Source organism: Pedobacter steynii (genome assembly GCF_001721645.1).
In the GTDB taxonomy this organism is placed as follows: domain Bacteria; phylum Bacteroidota; class Bacteroidia; order Sphingobacteriales; family Sphingobacteriaceae; genus Pedobacter; species Pedobacter steynii_A.
Window position 1 is genome coordinate 5081722 of sequence record NZ_CP017141.1, and the last position, 21841, is coordinate 5103562.

At 44.3% G+C, this 21841-nt stretch carries 13 protein-coding genes; 6 read left to right on the top strand and 7 right to left on the bottom strand.

Annotation, left to right across the window (positions count from 1 at the left end):
* The first annotated feature begins 37 nt into the window (after positions 1–37).
* Together BFS30_RS21005 and BFS30_RS21010 are read left to right on the top strand one after the other, a co-directional pair.
* Entirely contained in the window at positions 38–1519 is a 1482-nt protein-coding gene (locus BFS30_RS21005; RefSeq protein ID WP_069381085.1) for a PLP-dependent aminotransferase family protein, read from the top strand.
* 66 nt (positions 1520–1585) lie between these two features.
* A complete protein-coding gene (locus BFS30_RS21010; protein WP_069381086.1) occupies positions 1586–2761 on the top strand; it encodes an aldose epimerase family protein in 1176 nt (391 codons plus the stop codon).
* A 97-nt stretch (positions 2762–2858) separates the two neighbouring features.
* On the opposite strand, the gene BFS30_RS21015 is transcribed toward BFS30_RS21010, so the two are convergent.
* The 6 genes from BFS30_RS21015 to BFS30_RS21040 all read right to left on the bottom strand — a co-directional run bounded on the left by BFS30_RS21015 (position 2859) and on the right by BFS30_RS21040 (position 10642).
* Entirely contained in the window at positions 2859–4544 is a 1686-nt protein-coding gene (locus BFS30_RS21015; RefSeq protein ID WP_069381087.1) for a sodium/sugar symporter, read from the bottom strand.
* 36 nt (positions 4545–4580) lie between these two features.
* The gene (gene araA, locus BFS30_RS21020) at positions 4581–6071 is read right to left on the bottom strand and encodes an L-arabinose isomerase (protein ID WP_069381088.1); all 1491 of its coding nucleotides are present in this window, start codon (positions 6069–6071) and stop codon (positions 4581–4583) included.
* Positions 6072–6109: 38 nt separating this feature from the next.
* The gene (locus BFS30_RS21025; RefSeq protein WP_237028630.1) at positions 6110–7495 is read right to left on the bottom strand and encodes a glycoside hydrolase family 27 protein; all 1386 of its coding nucleotides are present in this window, start codon (positions 7493–7495) and stop codon (positions 6110–6112) included.
* Positions 7455–8153 carry an L-ribulose-5-phosphate 4-epimerase gene (locus tag BFS30_RS21030; RefSeq protein WP_069381090.1) on the bottom strand — a complete coding sequence of 233 codons (699 nt, stop codon included), beginning with the start codon at positions 8151–8153 and terminating at the stop codon, positions 7455–7457. The genes BFS30_RS21025 and BFS30_RS21030 overlap by 41 nt, the downstream gene beginning before the upstream one ends.
* Positions 8140–9849, bottom strand: coding sequence for a ribulokinase (locus BFS30_RS21035; protein WP_069382579.1), 1710 nt, complete (start codon positions 9847–9849; stop codon positions 8140–8142). Before BFS30_RS21035 ends, BFS30_RS21030 begins: the two co-directional genes overlap by 14 nt.
* A gap of 82 nt (positions 9850–9931) precedes the next feature.
* Entirely contained in the window at positions 9932–10642 is a 711-nt protein-coding gene (locus BFS30_RS21040) for an NUDIX hydrolase (protein WP_069381091.1), read from the bottom strand.
* 173 nt (positions 10643–10815) lie between these two features.
* Between BFS30_RS21040 and BFS30_RS21045 the strand changes: the two genes are divergently transcribed.
* From BFS30_RS21045 to BFS30_RS28090, 4 genes are read left to right on the top strand one after another with little or no spacing between them, the layout of a single operon-like run.
* On the top strand, positions 10816–11775 hold the full coding sequence (locus BFS30_RS21045) for a glycoside hydrolase family 43 protein (RefSeq protein WP_083252157.1): 960 nt from the start codon (positions 10816–10818) through the stop codon (positions 11773–11775).
* 1 nt (position 11776) lies between these two features.
* Positions 11777–13759 carry an alpha-L-arabinofuranosidase C-terminal domain-containing protein gene (locus tag BFS30_RS21050; RefSeq protein WP_069381092.1) on the top strand — a complete coding sequence of 661 codons (1983 nt, stop codon included), beginning with the start codon at positions 11777–11779 and terminating at the stop codon, positions 13757–13759.
* A gap of 17 nt (positions 13760–13776) precedes the next feature.
* Entirely contained in the window at positions 13777–15933 is a 2157-nt protein-coding gene (locus BFS30_RS21055; protein ID WP_069381093.1) for a family 43 glycosylhydrolase, read from the top strand.
* Positions 15933–18386, top strand: coding sequence for a BNR-4 repeat-containing protein (locus BFS30_RS28090; protein ID WP_237028631.1), 2454 nt, complete (start codon positions 15933–15935; stop codon positions 18384–18386). Before BFS30_RS21055 ends, BFS30_RS28090 begins: the two co-directional genes overlap by 1 nt.
* A gap of 24 nt (positions 18387–18410) precedes the next feature.
* On the opposite strand, the gene BFS30_RS21065 is transcribed toward BFS30_RS28090, so the two are convergent.
* On the bottom strand, positions 18411–21533 hold the full coding sequence (locus BFS30_RS21065; protein ID WP_420488427.1) for a hybrid sensor histidine kinase/response regulator transcription factor: 3123 nt from the start codon (positions 21531–21533) through the stop codon (positions 18411–18413).
* Positions 21534–21841 lie beyond the last annotated feature (308 nt).

Below are 21841 nucleotides of genomic sequence, written 5' to 3' on the forward strand. Positions count from 1 at the left end.
CATAATTGGATTATCTTAGTAGGCCAATCTTGATAAAATGAATAGTCCAATTTCCCTGCAGCTTTTCAATAAGATCTCATTTGCTCCTTCTTCCCACAGAGCTGTTTATCTTCAGCTTTCAGATGTGATCCTATCCTCAATAAAAAAGGGCAAACTTCGCTCCGGACAAAAGTTGCCTGGTTCGAGAGAAGTCGCCGCTTTATTGAAAATTAACAGAATTACAGTTGCCAGGGCCTATGAAGAATTACAAAGCCAGGGCTGGCTGGAAAGCTTTGTGGGCAGCGGCACCTTCGTATCCTCACATATTATAGATCACGAACCAGAAAACCTGGGTGGGGGCCTTGTACCTGCTTCATTAAAAAAGGCCGGTTTTGTAATGCCGTCCCAGAACTACCTGGATAGCGCCTCTGATCATCCCATTATGGAGTTACATTTAGACGATGGTTACCCGGATGCCAGACTGGCACCACTAAAGGAGTTTTATCGGGCTTACCGTACTCAGTTAACGCGTAGCGGATTATATGATAAATTTGGTAGTTACGGCAATCCTGCGGGCCCGGGCTATTACAGGGAGGCGATAGCGAGCCACCTTAATGAGACGAGAGGTTTAAAAGCAAAGGCGGATAATATTCTTTCTGTAAGAGGAACTTTAATGGGCATTAACCTGGTCTGTAGTGCTTTGATCAATCCTGGCGATGTCATAGTTTCAGGTATTCCGGGTTGGAAAAGAGCAGAACATAATTTTATCCATGCCAGGGCCAGACATATCGGAATAAAAATAGATGAACACGGAATCATAGTTGATGAACTGAGGGAAATCTGCAGGAAACAAACCGTAAGAATGGTCTACGTCACACCGCATCATCATTATCCCACTACCGTATCGCTCCGTATCGACCGGAGGTTGGAACTTTTGAGACTGGCTAATGAATATGGCTTTATCATTTTTGAAGATGATTACGATTATGATTTTCACTATAAGCATAGCCCATTATTGCCACTGGCCAGTGCCGATGAAAATGGAATGGTAATTTACTGCGGTTCATTCGGAAAAAGCTTTTCCCCTGCTTTCCGCATGGGATATCTGGTCGCGGCAGAAAATGTGATACAACACCTTGCCCGGGTTCGTATCTTGCTGGACAGACAGGGGGATCATATTTTAGACAATGCAATGGCGGAGCTGTTAAACGATAATACGGTACGCCGTTACCTTAGGAAATCTTTGGCAGTATATGAAGAAAGACGTGACCTCTTCTGCGGATTATTAAGTGCTGAATTGAAAGATAAGGTCAGCTTTGCTATTCCTGAAGGAGGTATGACAGTCTGGACGGAATTTGATCCCTCCATAAATCTGGAAGAACTGGCAAAAAAAGCGTTCAGAAAAGGGCTTTATATATCCGATGGTAAAGCACACCAATACCCTGACTACAAAACGAACGGTGTTCGTCTGGGATTTGCCTCTTCTTCAAAAGAAGAATTGATAAAAAGTGTGGAAATTCTCAAAGGGCTTGAATATTAAATGTTATTTTGACATTTAATATTCTTTTTCTACATTAGAGATGAGATCAAATATAGATTTAAACGTATGAACAACAGACTTTATCCAACCTGCCTGGCCCTGGTTTTTATTGGGGTTTTGAGCGGATGTACCAGTTCCTTAAATAAAAAAAACGCATTCAGTGATACCTCGGCGGTGTCAACCTTGTGGGTTCCGGATTCCGGAGCTTTTAAGGGAGAGGTAAAGGGGAAAACAGTGGGCCTCTATACTTTAGTAAATAAGAACAATGCAAAAGCAGTAATTACCAATTACGGGGGGCGCCTGGTTTCTTTATCAGTACCGGATGCAAAAAACGGGTTCACAGATGTTATTTTGGGCTACGATAGTTTAAAATCGTATCAGAAAAAAGGAGAGCCTTTTTTTGGTGCTTTGATAGGGCGCTACGGAAACCGCATTGCAAAAGGCAAATTCAATTTAGATGGAAAACCTTATCAGCTGGAATTGAATGATGGAATAAATACGCTGCATGGTGGATCCAGCGGTTTTTATGCGCAGGTATGGGATGCTAAAAAAGTTAACGATCAGACCCTGGAACTGAGCTATTTCTCTAAAGATGGGGAAGGGGGCTATCCGGGTAATCTAAAAGTTAAGGTAACTTATGAGCTGACGGATGATAATGAGGTTAAAATCAGCTATACTGCAAATACTGATAAAAATACGGTGGTTAATCTGACTAATCATGCCTATTTTAACCTGAATGGGGCAGGAGATTCTACAATTACCGATCATTTACTAAGCATTGACGCGGATTCTTATACGCCGGTTGATGAGACTTTAATTCCAACGGGAAAAATAGAAAAACTTGCAGGTACGCCCTTTGATTTTAATAAACCAACTTTAATCGGTGCAAGAATCAATGAAAGCAATGAGCAATTGAAATACGGAAAAGGTTACGATCATAATTTTGTGTTAAGAAAAGCTGCAGGTCTGCAAAAAGTGGCCACAGTGAGTAGCCCAAAAACAGGTATCGTAATGGAGATTTTAACGGAAGAGCCGGGTCTTCAGTTTTACAGCGGAAACTTTTTAACAGGAGCCGAACATGATGGAAAGGGTAAAGCTAGTTATCCGCACCGTTCTGCATTTTGCCTGGAAACACAACATTTTCCTGACTCACCAAACCAGCCTGCTTTTCCGACAACAACATTGAAAGCGGGACAGGAATACAAAACTGTAACAGTTTATAAGTTCTCCCTGAAGAAATAAACAAAACGACAGGAATAAAAAAAGAAAAATGCCCCCAAAAAGCTAAACACTTTATGGGGGCATTTTTATGAGTAGAAAAATTAAGCATAGTGAAGTTCTACCAGAACTTCACATACAATGCTGCAATAAGCAATAATGTAATCACAATCAGCGCCATTGTAGATGGGGCCACCTTGAACATGGATTTATCCAGTTCGAAAGCTTTAGGATTTACCTTAGGTCCCGCCAGACTCATCAGAATCATAATGGCCATGGTAAAGAAGAAAGAGAGACCCATACAGATATGGAACGGAATCTCAAAACCACCTTTACCGTTTGGATAAGCGGTGTACAGGAAGGTATCATTGCCAAGCAGACCCGGAGCCATTTCATTAAAGAAAACGGAGAAGAGGAATCCGGCCAGTACACCTGCAATTGCCGCACTACCAGTTGTTCTTTTCCAGAACATCCCCAGGATAAACATGGCAAATACCCCCGGACTGATAAAACCGGTATATTTCTGGATAAAGGTAAACCCACCTTCTCCACCGATTCCCAGAAGATCGTTCCAGGTAAAGAGCACCGCTAGGATCATGCCCACAAATACGGTTGTCCTACCCACTAAAACCAGGTTCTTTTCTTCAGTACCTTTTTTAAAATACTTGGCATATATATCCAGAGTGAAGATCGTCGAAATGCTGTTTACTTTCCCGGCAAGAGAAGCCACGATTGCCGCGGTTAATGCCGCTACAGATAATCCCTTAAGACCGGTTGGTAAAAAGGTAAGTATTGCGGAATAAGCCCCGTCTTTACCACCAATCAGTTGAGGTAAATGCCCGCCTTTGTACAATACAAACGCCGCAATACCTGGCAACATCACGATCAGCGGCATCATTAGCTTTAATAGACCGGCGAAAAGAATACCTGTTCTTGCTGTTTTAAGATCTGCGCCCAAAGCACGTTGGGTGATGTATTGGTTACATCCCCAGTAGTTAAGGTTAATGATCCAGATACCGGCTACATAGGATGCCAATCCAGGGAAGGTAAGGTATTTACTGATCTCATTTTGTGTCGATTCCGCAGTAGGTTTAGGGATGATCATTTTGAAATGCTCTGGAGCATGATCCATCAATACCTGGAATCCGGCGATGGCATTGGCACCAACACCAAATTTCTGACCAACGACTGTTAAGGCAATATAAGTAGTCACCAATCCCCCGAAGATCAGTACCGCTACCTGAATCACATCGGTATAGGCCACTACTTTCATGCCTCCCAGGGAAATGATCAGCGCAAATACCGCAAGTCCGATCATGATCACATGCAGATAATCTCCACCTGTAAGGCCGTTAATGGCCACTGCACCCAGATAAAGAATAGAGGTCAGATTCACGAATACGTATAAAAACAGCCAGAAAACGGCCATAATCAGGGCAACGGATTCATTATACCTGGTCTTCAGAAACTGGGGCATGGTATAGATCTTATTCTTGAGATAGACCGGAATGAACCATACCGCAACGATAATCAGCGCGATGGCTGCAATCCATTCGTAAGCCGCTACAGCGATTCCCAGAAAGAAACCTTCGCCACTCATACCGATAAATTGTTCGGCAGAAATATTGGAGGCAATCAGGGAAGCACCAATGGCCCACCAGGTCAGCGTTCCTTCAGCCAGAAAAAACGCTTTGGCATCATGCTCGTTCTTTTTACGCTGTCGGTAGATGTAATATCCATAGCCGGAAACGACTAAAAAGTAGATGATGAAAACTACATAATCTGTAGTTACTAAATTGTTGTTCATAGTGGCTCTATTTGGTTAGTTTGAACAGGTTTCTGATTATTTATAAAAGATTTCGTTCCATTGCAGCTCATTTCTAAACTGGTTGATTTTTGTGTCGGCACCAATGTTTAGGTATTCTATGCCGGCAATGTTGGCGAAATCCAGTAAATGTGCGGTATTCAGGTTCTGACTATAAGCGGTATGGTGTGCACCTCCGGCATAAATCCAGGCTGCACATCCCGTTTTCATATCAGGAAGTGGTTTCCATAAAACCTGTGCAACAGGTAATTTTGGCAATTGGTGCTCCGGTTCCACGGCTTCCACTTCGTTTACGAGCAGGCGGAATCGATTGCCCATATCGATAATAGAGGCGTTGAGTGCATTTCCGGCGGCTACACTGAAAATCAGTCTGGCAGGGTCTGCTTTGCCTCCAATACCAAGGGGATGTACTTCCAGTCGTGGTTTTTCATTAGCCAGAGAAGCATCAACTTCCAGCATATGTGAGCCCAATACCATGGAGTTGGCGGGGTCAAAATGATAGGTGTAATCTTCCATAAAGGCATTTCCTCCGGGTAATCCGGCACCCATTACTTTACAGGCACGTACCAGTGCTGCAGTTTTCCAGTCGCCTTCTCCGGCAAATCCGTATCCCTCGGCCATTAACCGTTGGGCGGCAATACCAGGCAATTGAATCATGCCATGCAAATCTTCAAAAGTATCGCTGAAACCTTTAAAATTGCCCTCCTCCAGGAATTTCTTAAGGCCAAGTTCTATTTTTGCGGCTTCATAAACAGAGCTGTGTCTGTCGCCACCAGGCAGCAGGTCGGCGGTCATGATGTAACTCGCCTGGTAAACTTTCAGGAGCTCCTGAATCGATTCTTCAGAAATGCTGTTGATCACCGCAACAAGGTCACCGATGCCATAGGTATTGACCTGAAAACCAAACTTCAGTTCGGCTTCTACTTTGTCGCCATCCGTAACAGCTACATAACGCATATTGTCGCCAAAACGGGCAAATTTAGCGCCCTGCCAGTCGTGCCAGCCGGCTGCCGCTCTGGTCCAGATATCAATTTCCTTTAATACTTCCGGGTCCTGCCAGTGTCCCACCACCACCTTTCTGTCTTTACGCATCCGGGTCACCATAAATCCAAATTCACGATCGCCATGAGCACTTTGGTTGAGGTTCATAAAATCCATATCAATGGTACTCCATGGAATGTCACGGTTGAACTGGGTATGCAGGTGAAGCAGCGGTTTTTGAAGGATATTTAAGCCTCTGATCCACATTTTTGCAGGAGAGAAAGTATGCATCCAGGTGATTACGCCAATACAATTTGCCGTGATATTGGCCTGTTGTAACGTTTCAAATATCTCCTCCGGTGTTTTTACTACGGGTTTATATACGACCTTAACGGGGATCTGCGGTGCAGTATCCAGCGATCCGGCAACTTGCTGTGCATGTTCCGCTACTTGTTTTAAGGTTTCTTCCCCGTACAGGTGCTGGCTTCCGGTAATGAACCAGACTTCTAATTCTTTTAAGTTGATCATATTTCGTTGGTTGTCTTAATTATATTTAGGTCTTTTGATTATTTAATTGCTGAAATCCGGTACAAGCCTGCTCCATGTTTATTGATGCTTGCGGTAAAGTTGCCCTTAGCGGTGCCTTTGTCTGTCTTGCTCCATAGGTCTCTGACTTTACAGGACCCGCTAAAACCAAGGTCGTTCAGATTTACAGCGATCTCTATAGGCTGATCAGCATCACCAGGATTAAAAAGTGCGACATACTTATCACCGGTTTTCGGATCATCTGCTACCCAGCAGATCCCGTACTCATTACGGAACAGCTGTTTGTTGTTGCTGCTGCTGTTCAGCACATGAATTACTTCCGGGTTGTTCAGCAGTGATAAGGTAAAGGCATCATTGCTGGGCAGATCGCCGCCAAACATCAATGGAGAGCGGAATATGGTCCAGAGGGTCATCAGGGTATACTGCTCATCTTTGGTAAATGCGCTCATCCTGGGATTTCCACGTTCAGCCCGGATCCCGATTTTTCCGAGAGGAAGCATATCCCCGTCCGGCCAGGCACCAGCTGCACGATATTTGTTCCAGCGCTCAAATACTTCGAAATGATCTTTCAGCATAGGCCAGTTGTCCCAGAAGTCGTCCACCGTGCGCCACATATTGGCATGTCCCTGAACATGGGAAGCACTGGCTATGGGAGTTTCTCCGGGGGAGGTACTCAATACGATTTTTCTCCCCGTCAATGCAATCGCTTTACGGATCATTTCCACTTCTGCGGTATGGTAAGGCCTGGAAAGGTCATCTACCTTTATGAAATCCACGCCCCAGGAGGCATATAGTTTGAATAAAGAATTGTAATATTCCTGGGCACCATCACGCCCAGCTACTACAGTGTACATATCGCGCAGCCACTGACACTGCAATTCTGTACTGTAAATGTCTTTCGCAGTTGCCTTACTTCCCATAATGGGCAGGTTGCGTTTTACGGCTTCAACCGGAATACCCCGCATGATATGGATGCCGAATTTCAATCCTTTCTTATGAATATAGTCTGCCAATGGCTTAAACCCTTTACCACCAGCTGCAGAAGGGAAACGGTTTACTGCGGGTTGAAACCTGCCATATTCATCAAGTACATAATCCGGATTGGTCTCATTATACCCATGTGCTTTGTCATTGCCTACATACCAGCGGATATCTACGATCACATATTCCCATCCAAAAGCCTTCAGGTTTTTAGACATATAATCTGCATTGGCTTTTACTTCTGATTCCACTACGGTAGGACCAAAGCAATCCCAGCTGTTCCAGCCCATAGGAGGCGTCTTTGCCCAGTCATGAAAGTCTTTTTGCTGTGCCTTTACGGTGGCCAGTGTTCCAAACAGGAACGCTGTTGCCAATACGATTTTTTTACTGACCATAATAACTGTCCGGACCATGTTTACGTTCAAAATGTTTTTTAATTAATGCAGCTTTCAATTTTGGCGACTGCGGATTAATCTGATTGGTCAGCATAGCCATTTGTGCTACAGATTCCAGTACAGCGCTATTATACACTGCTTTTTCTGCGGTCTTCCCCCAGGTAAATGGAGCATGATTTCCAACCAGGATCATTTCGACTTCATGATGACTATAGCCGAGTTCTTTAAAATGGTTAATGATCTGGAAACCGGTTTCATACTCATAATTTCCTTTGATCATTTCATCATTCATCGGTGGGGCGCAAGGAATATCCACCGTCAGGTGATCAGCATGGGTGGTCCCAAAAATAGGAACATCCATTTGCGCCTGAGCCCAGGAAGTGGCATAAGTAGAATGCGTGTGTACAATGCCATTTATGCCATCCCAATGCTTGTAAAGGACGGCATGGGTTTGGGTATCTGAGGATGGTCTGAGTGATCCCTCGATGGTATTTCCGTCAAAATCTACGATCACCATTTTATCTGGCGAAAGATCTTTGTAGGGCACCCCACTTGGTTTAATGGCAAAAACGCCCTCATCCCGGTCGGCCGCACTCACATTTCCGAAAGTAAAAAGTACCAGGTTTAGCCTTGGTAGCTCCATGTTGGCCTCGTAGGCCATTTCACGTATGTTTTTATAACTGCTCATGATAGCTTGGTTTGATATCTTTCTGATGATGGTGTTCCAGGTAATTGCCTAAGGCCAGGTATTCCTGGTATTGTTTGCGGTATCGCGCTATATTTTTCTGATTTGGCTGATATTCTGCTTCGAATCCTGTGCCCATTGCTTCCATTGCCGCTTCAATATTTGGATGAATTCCAGCCGCTACAGCTGCAAACATGGCGGCTCCCAATGCGCAGGTATGCTCAAACCGGTGAATTCTGATGGGCATTTCCAATACGTCTGCCATCATCTGCATGATGTAAGGTGATTTTTTGGCTACTCCGCCTATGCCGATAATACCTTCTACCGGTACACCCTGATCTCTGAAACGTTCAACGATACACTTGGCACCAAAACAGGTCGCCGCTACCAGGGCCCGGAAAATACGGGGGGCATCGCTGCCCAGGCTTAAGCTGGTGATAGCTCCTTTGAGTTCCTGATTGGCATCTGGAGTTCGTCTGCCATTTAACCAGTCAACAGCCAGCTCTCCTGACTCTTCATCAGTCAATAGCTGGGCTTGTTCGCTTAGACGGGAAATAATTTTCGATTCCAATTCCTCTTTTAAAGCAATAGCAGTTGCTCCATCAATCAGAGCAGATGCAGAAAGCAATTGATTTAAAGGCCAGCTGATTAAGTTTTTAAACCAGGCATATACATCACCAAAGGCCGATTGGCCTGCTTCCAGCCCCATCATTCCCGGAATAACAGAGCCGTTTACTTGTCCGCAGATGCCCTTTACCAGTCTGCCATCAAGGTCGGCAGAAGGAGCAATCAGGATGTCGCAGGTACTGGTACCCATGATTTTACATAGGTGATAAGGGGCGATTTGTCCACCCACTGCACCCATATGTGCGTCAAATGCACCTACTCCAACTACTACCTCAGTGGATAATCCTAAACGGGTTGCCCATTCCTCACTCAATATCCCCGCTGCCTCATCTGAAGTATGGGTGTCCTGAAAAAGTCTTTCCCTGAATCCGGACAATAGGGGATCCAGCTGACTGAAAAATTCATCAGGTGGAAGGCCGTCAAACTGTTCCGCCCAAAGGGCTTTATGTCCGGCCGCACAGCGACTTCTTTTCATCTTCAGGACATTATTGCCCCCGGTAAGCAGGAAGGGAATCCAGTCGCAGTGTTCTACCCAGGAAAAGGCAGCATCGCGGACAGCTGTATCTGCCCTTAATACGTGAAGAAGTTTTGCCCAGAACCATTCTGAAGAATAAATCCCGCCAACATATTGAAGGTAATTGGTCTCAAATTTAGTTGCGTGTTCATTAATTTCTGCAGCTTCCCTGATTCCGGTATGGTCTTTCCAGAGCACGAACATGGCATTTGGATTTTCTTCAAAACCGGGGGTAAGCGCCAGAGGCGTTCCGGTTTTGTCGACAGCTACAGGGCTGGAGCCTGTGGTATCCACAGAAATTCCTTTTATAGCGCTGGCTATACTGGAACCACCAGCTTTTGCGATACAATCTTTAACCGTATGCTCCAATCCCTCGATATAGTCCAGCGGATGTTGTCTGAACTGATTTGAGGAGGGGTCACAATACAGGTTTTTCTGCCATCTTTTATAATAGTAGACAGATGAGGAGAGCTCGGCTCCATTTTCGGCGTTTACAATTACAGAACGCACAGAGTCGGAGCCGTAATCAATACCGATGACATATTTGGTTAGTTTCATGGTCATTACAATAAACGTCTAATTAACGTTTATTTTTTTGACAAATGAAAATTATTGTGAAATTTCTTTCAGATTGCCTGGATTACATACTAATCAGATGCTCTGGATTAGGGATGAAATTCAGGAAAGATTGGAACTTGGCTTTGTATTTATTTTTATCAAGTGTATAATAAAAAGCTCCCCGTTTGGAGTTGGATTTATCTTTTTCCGTGAGTTTGATGAGCAGGTCGGTAGAGTTGACTTTACGGATAAAATTCCGGTTGTCGATCTTGGTGTTGTATACCTGTTCATAAAGATTCTGCAATTGAGGAATGGTAAACTTTTTCGGCAGCAACTCAAATAGGATAGGGTGTAAGGCCGCTTTGTAACGAATTCTTTTTTTAGCTTCTTCAACCATTAAGTCATGATCAAAGATGAGGGAGGGAGCTTCATTAATCAAAAACCATTCTGCATGGTAGCTGTCGCTGATCTGTGTTTTGTATTTATTGATGTCTATCAAAGCAAAGTAGGCCACAGATATGGTACGTTCTATCGGGTCTCTTTCCGGACTTCCATAAGCTTTCAGTTGCTCCAGGTATAAATCTTTAAGGCCGGTCAGCTGATAGAGAATGCGTTCTGCCGCGCCATATAAGTTTTCATTAGCTTCCACAAAACCACCCATCAGACTCCATTGGTCTTTCGCCGGCTGGAAACCTCTTTTGATAAGTAATATTTTCAATTGTTCGCCGTCGAAGCCAAAGATGATGCAGTCGACCGCAACCAGAACGCGTGTCTGTTCAGTATAGGTAATCATATAGAGGGTATATTTATCAAAAGCAATTTATAAAAATTTAAGGCAAAGCTACAAAAATAATAATCGTTGATTTGACGTTTAATATTTAATTCCTACATTAGCCTTGGTCGGACTGAAAGCCTGAAGGCTCCTTTTCGAACACAACCAGATCACCAACGAAACCAGAACCAAGTATGAATTTTTTAAAATGGCAGCCTGCTCTGCTGATTTTAGCAACTCTTGCCCCTGATATTTCCTTTGCTCAGGCCATAAAAAAAGACGGCAATCCAATCATTACGGATAAGTTTACTGCTGATCCGGCGGCAATGGTTTATAAGGGCAGCGTTTACCTGTACACCGGACATGATGAAGCCCCGGATTCGAAAAATTTCTATGAAATGAAAGAATGGCTGGTCTATTCTTCGGCTGATATGCTCAACTGGAAAGCACATCCTTCCCCTTTGAACGTAAAAGCTTTTGAATGGGCAAAAGGAGATGCATGGGCCTCACAGGTCATCGAACGTAATGGGAAATTTTACTGGTATGTTGCGGTTGAGCATCAGAAAGGAGGGAAGGCGATAGGCATTGCAGTGGCAGATCATCCGCTAGGCCCCTTTAAAGATGCGGTCGGTAAGGCTTTAGTCACTAATGAGATGACCACTTCCTCTAAAATCTCCTGGGATGATATTGATCCTTCGGTAATCATCGATGATGATGGGCAAGCCTACCTTTTTTGGGGAAATACGGCCTGCTATTATGCGAAACTAAAAGAAAACATGCTGGAGTTTGATGGCCCGGTAAATACGGTTCAGGGTTTGCCAAAATTCACAGAAGCACCGTGGATCCATAAACGTAATGGCTGGTACTACCTTTCTTATGCGGTAGAATTTCCGGAAAAGATAGCCTATTCGATGAGTAAAAATATCAATGGGCCATGGACCTATAAAGGTATTTTAAATGAAATAGCCGGCAATTCTAATACGAACCACCAATCCATCATCCAATTTAAAGGAAAAGATTATTTCATTTACCACAACGGCGCAATCAACCCCAATGGAGGCAGTTATCGGCGTTCTGTTTGTATAGACAGGTTATACTACAATAAAGATGGGAGTATGAAAAAGATCATCATGACTACTGAAGGCATAAAATAATATGAAATACAAAAGCAACTTAATCGCCCTGCTTATGGCCGGGACTTTTTTTAGTGCAGCGGCACAACAACCGGAAGTTATTGTAGTCAATGCAGCTAAATCCGAAGGGAAAGTATCACCTACCATGTGGGGGGTGTTTTTTGAAGACATCAATATGGGGGCAGATGGCGGGATCTATGCAGAAATGGTAAAGAACCGTTCATTTGAATTTCTAAAACCATTGATGGGTTGGTCCGTACAGGGAAAGAAGATCGGAGAAGGCGACCTGCTGATATTGAACAGGCAGGGGGCAAACCTTGCAAACCCGAGGTTTTTGAGGGCAGCCATTAAAGGCGCTGCAAAAGGAGAGGCAGGGATGAGTAATGAAGGCTTTAAAGGAGGCATGGGCGTGAAAAAAGGTCTTAAGTACGACTTCTCGCTGATGTACAGACAGCAAAGCCCCGGGATCACTTTGCATGTGGAACTGGTAGACGGCCAGAATAAGGTACTGGCTGCGGGCTCGCTGAAACCAGCTGATGCTTCCGGGGAATGGAAGAGCCAGGAGCTGAGTTTCATTGCGGATGCCACGGCAGCGAAAGCCAGAATGAACATCTGGTTCGAAGGTAGCGGAGTATTAGATATGGACATGATTTCTTTATTTCCTACGGATACCTGGAAGGGACGTAAGAAAGGAATGCGTGCAGATATGATCCAGATGCTGGCAGATATGAAACCTGGTTTCATACGTTTTCCAGGCGGTTGTATTGTCGAAGGAATCGACCTGGCCAACCGGTATCAATGGAAAAAAACAATAGGCCCTATCGAGGAACGTCAATTGATCGTGAACCGCTGGAATGTCGAATTCGAGCATCGCCCATCGCCGGATTATTTTCAGACTTTCGGACTCGGGTTTTTTGAGTATTTTCAACTGGCTGAAGATATTGGTGCAGAGGCTTTGCCGATCCTGAACTGCGGAATGGCTTGTCAATTCAATACTGCTGAGGTTGTTCCGCTAGACCAACTGGATCCTTATATTCAGGATGCCCTGGATCTGATTGAATTTGCCAATGGCGATGCTTCTACAGAATGGGGTAAGGTGCGTGCAGGAATGGGACACGCGGAGCCATTTAATATGAAGTATTTAGGAGTAGGTAATGAGAACTGGGGACCTCAGTATATTGAACGTGCAAAAGCATTTCAGCAGGCCATCAAAGCAAAATATCCGGCAATCAACCTGATCTTCAGCTCAGGCACAGGCCCTGATAATGATGAATTCCGGTACCTGGATAAAGAACTGCGTAGTATGAAAGCGGATATTATAGATGAACACTATTACCGTTCTCCGGAATGGTTCCTCAAAAATGCAGCACGTTACGACAATTACGACCGTCAGGGGGCAAAGATTTTTGCCGGAGAGTATGCGGCACATATCAAAGGAAACGCTATTGGAAGCAACCGCAACATCTGGCAGGCAGCACTTGCTGAAGCGGCCTTTATGACGGGATTGGAACGCAATGCCGCCGTAGTCAACATGGCTTCTTATGCCCCTCTGTTTGCGAATACTGAGGGCTGGCAATGGGCGCCCGACTTAATCTGGGTAGACAACATGAACATCTACGGGACACCAAATTATTATGTTCAGAAGCTTTTCTCTACCAATAAAGGTACGCAGGTTTCAACAGCTTTGCTGGATGGGAAGGCGCTTTCCGGTCAGGATGGCCTGTATGTTTCTGCAGTGCTGGATGAGCTTAAAAAAGAAGTCATCGTTAAATTGGTCAATACCAATGAAACAGAACGAACCAAACAGGTTAATTTCGAAGGAATAAAGAAACTGGCTGCGAGCGGAAAGCTGACGACGGTTAAAGGTGATCTTACAGACCAGAATTCTATAGAGAAACCTTCAAATATTGTTCCTGCAGAATCGATGCTGAAGCTGAAAGGAAAAAATGCAGTGATAAAAATGCCGGCAAACTCTTTTGTAATGCTCAAAGTCAGTTATAAATAGGTCACAAATAAACCACAATGAATATAAAACTCAACTTTTACCATCATAAATTATTACTGAGCTGCATTGTTTTTGTGCTGGCCGGCTGGCCCGCGATGGCCCAGAAACAGAAAAACTCAGCTTATCTTTTTACCTATTTTACCGGTAATGGTGGTTTAGAAGAGTCCATCCGTTTTGCAATCAGCAACGACGGCTATACCTACAGGGCACTGAATAATGACCAGCCCGTTATCAGCTCGGCAGCAATCAGTTCAACAGGAGGGGTGCGTGATCCCCATATTTTAAGGGGAGCAGATGGTAAAACCTTCTATATGGTGGTTACAGATATGGTGGCCGCTAAAGGTTGGGACTCGAACCGGGCAATGGTCCTGTTAAAATCTACCGATCTGGTCAACTGGACTTCAAGTATCATCAATATTCAGAAACGCTTTCCCGGTCAGGAAAATTTATTGCGCGTATGGGCACCCCAGACAATATATGATCAGAAAGCAGGTAAATATATGATCTACTGGTCAATGAAACATGGTGCTGAGCCGGATAAAATTTACTGGGCTTATGCCAATAAGGACTTTACGGATCTGGAAACAGCGCCTAAACAACTTTTCTTTAGTCCAACCAATGGCGCTTGCATTGATGGCGACATCATCTTCGACCAGGGAAAATACCATTTGTTCTTTAAAACCGAAGGAGAGGGGTTAGGAATTCGTGTGGCCGTTTCGGATCAGCTAAAAGAGGGCTATGTGCTGCGGGAAGGCAATGTACAGCAGACAAAGGACCCGGTGGAAGGTGCGGGGGTATTCAAACTCAATAACGGAGAAGGTTATATCCTGATGTATGATGTATACACCAAAGGGCGCTACCAGTTTACCAAAACAAAAGATTTGAAGCAATTCACAGTAGTCGACCATGAGGTGAATATGAACTTTCATCCCCGTCATGGAACGGTGCTCCCCATTACTACGCAGGAAGTAACAGCATTACTAAAAAAATGGTATAGCCCTGCGAATGTGTTGAATTCTTTCCGGTCGGCCGCAATTAAAAAGAAAAATGTGGTTACAGATACGGTCGCCTCAACACTTTATCTGCCGCTAAAACAGGGTACTTCGCTTAAATCTTTTGATCCGGGTTTTCTGATCTTTCCAGGTGTGGAAATCAGTCCGAAAGCACCTTACGATTTTTCAAAAGGCCCCCTAAAGCTAAAAGTCAGTGTACCTGGCAGGAAATCAGCGGTATATGAAGTTACTGCTGCTGTAGACGGGAATCCGGTCCTGAACGGCTATTATGCCGACCCGGAAATTTTGTACTCGCATAAAACAGGAAAATACCATTTGTATCCTACCACGGATGGTTTTACAGGTTGGTCGGGAACGTATTTCAAAACATTCTCTTCATCAGATCTTGCAGACTGGAAAGATGAAGGAGTGATTTTGGATTTGCCTAAGGAGGTGAGCTGGGCAAAGAAAAATGCCTGGGCACCAACAATCGCGGAAAAAAAGGTCAACGGCAATTATAAATACTATTATTATTTTACTGCTGCACAGAAAATAGGAGTGGCAGTTTCAGATGATCCTTCCGGCCCTTTTAAAGATAGCGGAAAGGCACTCATCGCAGAAAAACCTCAGGGAATTAAAGACGGACAGGAAATAGATCCGGATGTATTTACAGATCCTGAGAGCGGTAAAAGCTATTTGTACTGGGGAAATGGTTACATGGCTGTGGCCTTATTAAATGAGGATATGGTCTCTATTGATTCTTCATCAGTTAAAGTAATCACTCCTGATGAGACTTTTAGAGAAGGAACAGAAGTGTTTTACCGGAAAGGTAAGTACTATTTTTTATGGTCCCAGAATGATACCAGAGATGCAGATTATGGGGTGAGGTATGGGATTGCTGATTCACCTACCGGTAAAATCAGTAAGCCTGAAAATAACCTGATCCTTTCTAAAGATGTAAAACAGCAGATCTATGCGACAGGACACAATTCCGTGATTCAGATTCCTGGAAAGGACGAGTGGTATATTGTTTATCATCGTTTCAGCCGCCCCGAAGGACTTGGAATGGGACAATCCGCAGGTTATCATCGGGAAGTATGTATCGATAAACTGGAGTTCGACGCAAATGGAAATATAAAAGTGGTACAACCTACATTAAAGGGTGTTTCCCTGCTAAAGTGATGAGAACGCAGATCGTCACCTTATTGCTGATGCTGTCTGTCATTCAGCTTTCCGCACAAAATGCACAAACACAAGAACTGCAAAGGCAGGTTCCGCAAACAAAAAGACAGGCAGAACAAACAAAAGGAGAGGCAGAACAGCAACAAAAAGCCGACAAAGCAACCTTGCTGGAGATGTTAAAAAGGGTAAATAACCATTGGCAGGCTAATCATAAGCCTGAAGTCCGGGCATTTTGGGATGAGGCGGCTTATCACACCGGTAATATGGAACTGTTTGCCATCACACAGGAAGAAAAATACAGGTCGTATTCCGAACGCTGGGCCAGGTACAACCAATGGATGGGGGCTAAGTCGGCGGATAAATCAACCTGGAAATATCAATACGGTGAAAAAGAGGAATATGTACTTTTTGGCGACTGGCAAATCTGTTTTCAGACTTACATCGATCTGTATCACCTGAATCCCGAGCCTCATAAAATAGCCAGGGCCTTAGAGGTGATGGAATACCAGATGAGCACCGCTGCAAAGGACTATTGGTGGTGGGCGGATGGATTGTATATGGTGATGCCGGTGATGACTAAGCTCTATAAACTGACTGGAAATAAACTATATCTGGAAAAATTACAGGAGTACTTTGAGTATGCAAACCGCATCATGTACGATCAGAAAACCGGTTTATATTATAGAGATGCTAAATATGTATATCCCAAACACAAAAGTGTAAATCATAAGAAGGATTTCTGGGCCCGAGGCAATGGCTGGGTCTTTGCCGGTTTGGCAAAGGTACTAAAGGAGCTGCCTGCAGAGGATCCGCATCATACGGTGTATGTGTCAAAATACAGAAAACTGGCTAAAGCCATTTTGAAAAGTCAGCAGCCGGAAGGGTATTGGACCAGGAGTATGCTGGACAAAGATCATGCACCAGGACCGGAAACCAGCGGTACGGCTTTCTTTACCTACGGCTTATTATGGGGCATTAACAATGGTTACCTGAAGGAAAAAGCATATCTAAAGGCAGCACTGAAAGGGTGGAAATACTTATCTGAAGTCGCATTGCAGAAAGATGGCAAGGTCGGATACATTCAACCGATCGGAGAAAAAGCGATTCCGGGACAAATCGTAAATGCAAATTCAACCGCCAATTTTGGGGTCGGTGCCTTTCTGTTGGCAGGTGCCGAATGGTATCGATACCTGGATAAACACACACCATCTACGCCTGCGATCAGTACAATCGCAGAGAATGGATGGGCCAATAATTCAGTAAATACGGTGGTATTCCGAAAAAACTCCCTGGTTACCTTTAAAAACATACAATATGCCGCTTATTATGATGCGGATCAATACCTCGTGCTTGCCAAACGCAATATCCAGGAAAAAAAATGGACAGTCCTGCGCAGTAACTATAAAGCTGATGCCGGAGATGCGCATAAATCCATCAGCATCATGGTAGACGATAGTGGTTACCTGCATGTCGCCTGGGGCCAGCATAACAACGGACTCAATTACGTCAGGGGTATTGCAGCGGGTTCTCTGCAATTGGGAGAACCGGAATCCATGCTGGGTACTAAGGAAAATAAGGTAAGCTATCCTGAGTTTTATAAACTCGCTAAGGGAGAACTGCTGTTTATGTACCGAGATGGGGGATCGGGTAATGGAAACCTTATGATCAACAGATACGATCCGGAGACAAAAAAATGGCAGCGCATACAGGACAACCTGATTGACGGGGAAGGTCAGCGCAATGCCTATTGGCAAACAGCGATAGACAATAAGGGAACCATACACCTTTCATGGGTATGGCGGGAAAGTCCGGATGTAGCCAGCAACCATGATCTTTGTTATGCACGATCTAAGGACGGGGGGCGGAGTTGGGAAAATGCTGCCGGCCAGACTTATCAACTCCCGATCAATCATGGAAATGCTGAATATGCGGCGATGATCCCTCAAAAAAGCGACCTGATCAATCAGACCGCTATGTTTGCTGATCCTGAAGGAAACCCCTACATAGCCGGATACTGGAGAGATAAAAGTTCAGCTGTTCCCCAATATCACCTGGTACATCACGATGGCAAAGGCTGGCAGGTCAATGCGCTGAACTTTCGTTCAACTGATTTCACACTTAGCGGATCGGGTACAAAGCGCATTCCCATATCCAGACCACAGGTGATCGCCTGGAAAAGTAAAGGCCTTTTTAATGTCGCCTTAATTTTCAGGGATATGGAGCGGGGAAATAAAGTTTCTATTGCCCTTTGCAATAACCTGAAACAAAATCAATGGCGTATTCATGACCTCAGCGCAGAGCCGGTGGGCGACTGGGAGCCGAGTTATGATACGGAACTGTGGAAAACTAAAGGACGACTGGACCTCTTCCTGCAACGTGTAGAACAGATAGACGGGGAGGGGAAAGCAAATAACAAACCAAGTCCGGTCCAGGTATTGGAATGGAAGCCCTGATCATGTTTATCCGTTGATTAGGCGCTACCTGTTCAGCTTATAACCTTTTGCAAATGGCTTACGGTATTTCTTCAGGTATTCAGATGGCCGCAACCCGAATAACTTGTGAAACTGCTCCCTGAAATACTTAATGTCGCTAAAGCCGGATTGAAAGGCAACCTGATTTACATTGTGTTCAGAATTGATAAACAGCTGAGCAGCCGTTCTCAATTTGATATAGCGTATAAATTCATTAATGGTTTTTCCGGAAATGGTTTTTACCTTTTTGTATAATGCAGAATGGCTCATACCAACCTCATCAGCGAGTATTTTGATGCTGAAATCCGGATCATTCAAATGCTTTTCTGTGATCAGGATGCATTTTTCCAAAAATTCTTTATTCTCTTTTGATACCCTGGAATTGTCGGATTGCAGGGTGATCTCATTGTAAAAATAGTTTTGCAGGGTGCTTCTGCTTTTCAAAAGATTGGCCACTCTGGCCAGGAGCATATCCTTGTCAAAAGGTTTGGTAATGTGATCGTCGGCACCGCCTTCAATTCCTTTCAGCTTAATTTCTGCCGAAGAACTGGAGGTCAGTAAAATTACAGGAATATGGCTCAGATGAGGATCCTCTTTAATCTTTGTGCAGAGCTCTACTCCGCTAAGTTCCCTCATGACCACATCGGTAATCACAATATCAGGCATGTTGGACCGTACCATCGCCAATCCTTCCTCGCCACTTGCGGCTTCGTACACGATATAGGCAGGAATAAATAGTTGTTTGATGTAAGTACGGATCTCCTCATTGTCGTCTACAATAAGAATTCCGGGTTTATCTGTACTGATTTCATTTGATACTTCCTCCTGAACCTGCCTTACCGGTAAATCCGTATGGCCGGCAATCAATTCCTCCAGAAATACGGGTGTCTCATCCGCATGTTCATGTATCAGCTGCCCGGGAAAATGGGCCTTGCCTTTTAGGAGTGTTAACCGAAAGTCTGTGCCTTTTCCAGGTGTACTCGAATAACTTACTATTCCAAAATGCTGCTTGATAAACTTATTGACCAGGTAAAGACCAATTCCGAAACCGGCCTGGGAACTCTGATTTTTTTCCCTGGCCTGATAGAACCGCGCAAATAATTTGTCACCTACCTCAGCTGATATCCCGCTTCCCGTATCTTTGATGTGAATTTCTACGGCATCCTCATCTTCCTGGATGCACATTTCGATGCTGCTGCCATCAGGACTGAACTTAAAGGCATTGGAAATCAGGTTAAATAAGGAAATTTCAATTTTCTCCCGATCAATATAGATGTCGATGTGTTCTGCTGTGCTGGAAAAACCAAACCGGATATTCCTGGATCTGGCCTGCTGACTGAAACAAAAATAAACCTCTTTGCAAAAAACAACCAGATCTGTTTTGCTGATCTTCAGGTTTTCTGCATCAGACTTCCTGAAAAGTAACAGCTGATCTACCAGGCTCAGTAACCTTCTTGCGTTTCTGTACACAACGGTTAACTCTTTGGCATCTACCTGGCTGTTGTGATTCAGGATATCTTTAAGGGGATTGATGATCAGGGTGAGGGGAGTCCGGAACTCATGCGACACATTGGTGAAAAAGCCCAGTTTTTTCTCGTTCAGTTCTTTTTCCTGTTCTACTTTAAGATGGGCCAGTTCTACCTGATACTTTAATGCAGTTTGCCGCTTCTGATGATTCAGATAAATATAAATGGAACCGGCAAAGCCAATTGCATAAAGAACATATGCCCAGTATGACCTCCACCAGGGGGGCATCACTTCGATCAGCAACATGCGTTCATTTTGGAGCCATTTACCCTCTGCATTGGTCGACTTAATTCTCAGTCGGTAACTGCCTTCTGGTAATTTGGAGTAATTGACGGTCCTGTTGATTCCGGGGTCATTCCAGGCATCGTCCCAGCCTTCAAGATAATAGGCATAGGAAATTTTATTAGGAGAGGAATATTCCAGCGCAGCAAAGCCAACAGAAAGTACGGCTTTATCGTAAGGTAAAGTGATCTTATCCACCTCAAATACGCTTTTTTTATCCTCAAAGCTGTCATCCTGCTCATAGGGTACATTGTTTATTTCCAGATCGGTGAGGAGTAAAGGGGCTTCGATGGAATGGGGTTGGATTTGTTCGGGCCGAAACAGGTTGAACCCTTTAATGCCCCCAAATAAAAACTCTCCGGATTTGAGTTTCAGGGCTGCATTATAATTAAATTGATTGCTTTGCAGGCCATCCATTTCATGGAAATTTTTGAACTGTCCGTTGGCAGGGGTAAACCGGCTTAAGCCGCTAAATGTAGAGATCCAGAGGCAGCTGGCATCGTCTTCCAGGATATTCAGTGCGGCATTACCGCTTAAACCGTTTTTTTGAGACCAGGTTTTATAGGTTCCTGTCCGGCGGTCAAACAGCAATAAACCTGCACCTTCGGTCCCGATCCAGAAATGGCCCTTTTTATCTTCATAAATGGCTCTTACTGCGGTATTCAGCTTAAAGAAAGTATGTTTTTTATTTTTGACATCCACCCGGATCAGGGAAGAGAAGGTGCCCATCCACAAGACCCCTTGTTTGTCCTCATTAATGGATATTACATTTTTAAGCTTCGCATCAAAGAGCTCAAATTTATTGCTTGCGGTATTGAGCCGATAAGTTCCGCCATCGGAGCAGGTGCCCACCCACAGGTTTTTAAATTTATCCTGATAAATGCTCCAGGCATTTTTATCCATTATGCCGGTTACCTGATTAAAACAGGGATAGTGTTGAAAATTGCCTGTAGCGGGATTTAATAGGTTAACTCCACCACCATAGGTGGCCATCCAGAGGTTATTTTTTTCATCTCTGACCATCCCGGCAACGTTGTTGTTGCTTAAGGTGTTCGGTTTGGATGGTTGATGGGCGTAACTGGTAAAAAGATTGTCCTTTCTGTTCCAGTAGCTTAATCCCTCACCGTCTGTTCCTACCCATACATTACCATGCTGGTCCTCGCAAAAAGAAAGAATAAAATTGCTGATCAGCCCGCTGGCTTTAAAAGGGGTGGAGTTGATGGTCTTAAACCTGGTTTTATTTTTATCGATGATGTTGATCCCGCCCCTTAGTGTACCAATCCACAGCCGCTGGTCTTTATCCTCAAATACGGTGGTCACCGCACTGCTGGTTAGCATTCCCGGTTCTTTCCCGGATTTTAGCTGAGTTGATTTCCCTCTTTGAATGTCGTAAATAATAATTCCGCCACCATCGGTACTGATCCATAATTTATGGTCCTGGTCCACGGATAAGTCAAGCACGGTATTGCTCAATAAAATGCCATTATGACGGCTATAAGGGGATAATTTTTTGGCCGAAAGCTCATATTTATAAAGGCCCGATTCATTTCCAATCCAGATGTTGCCTAAATTATCAGGTGCGATACATTGTACGTCCATAGCAAAATCCTGTAGGGGTATAATCTGGT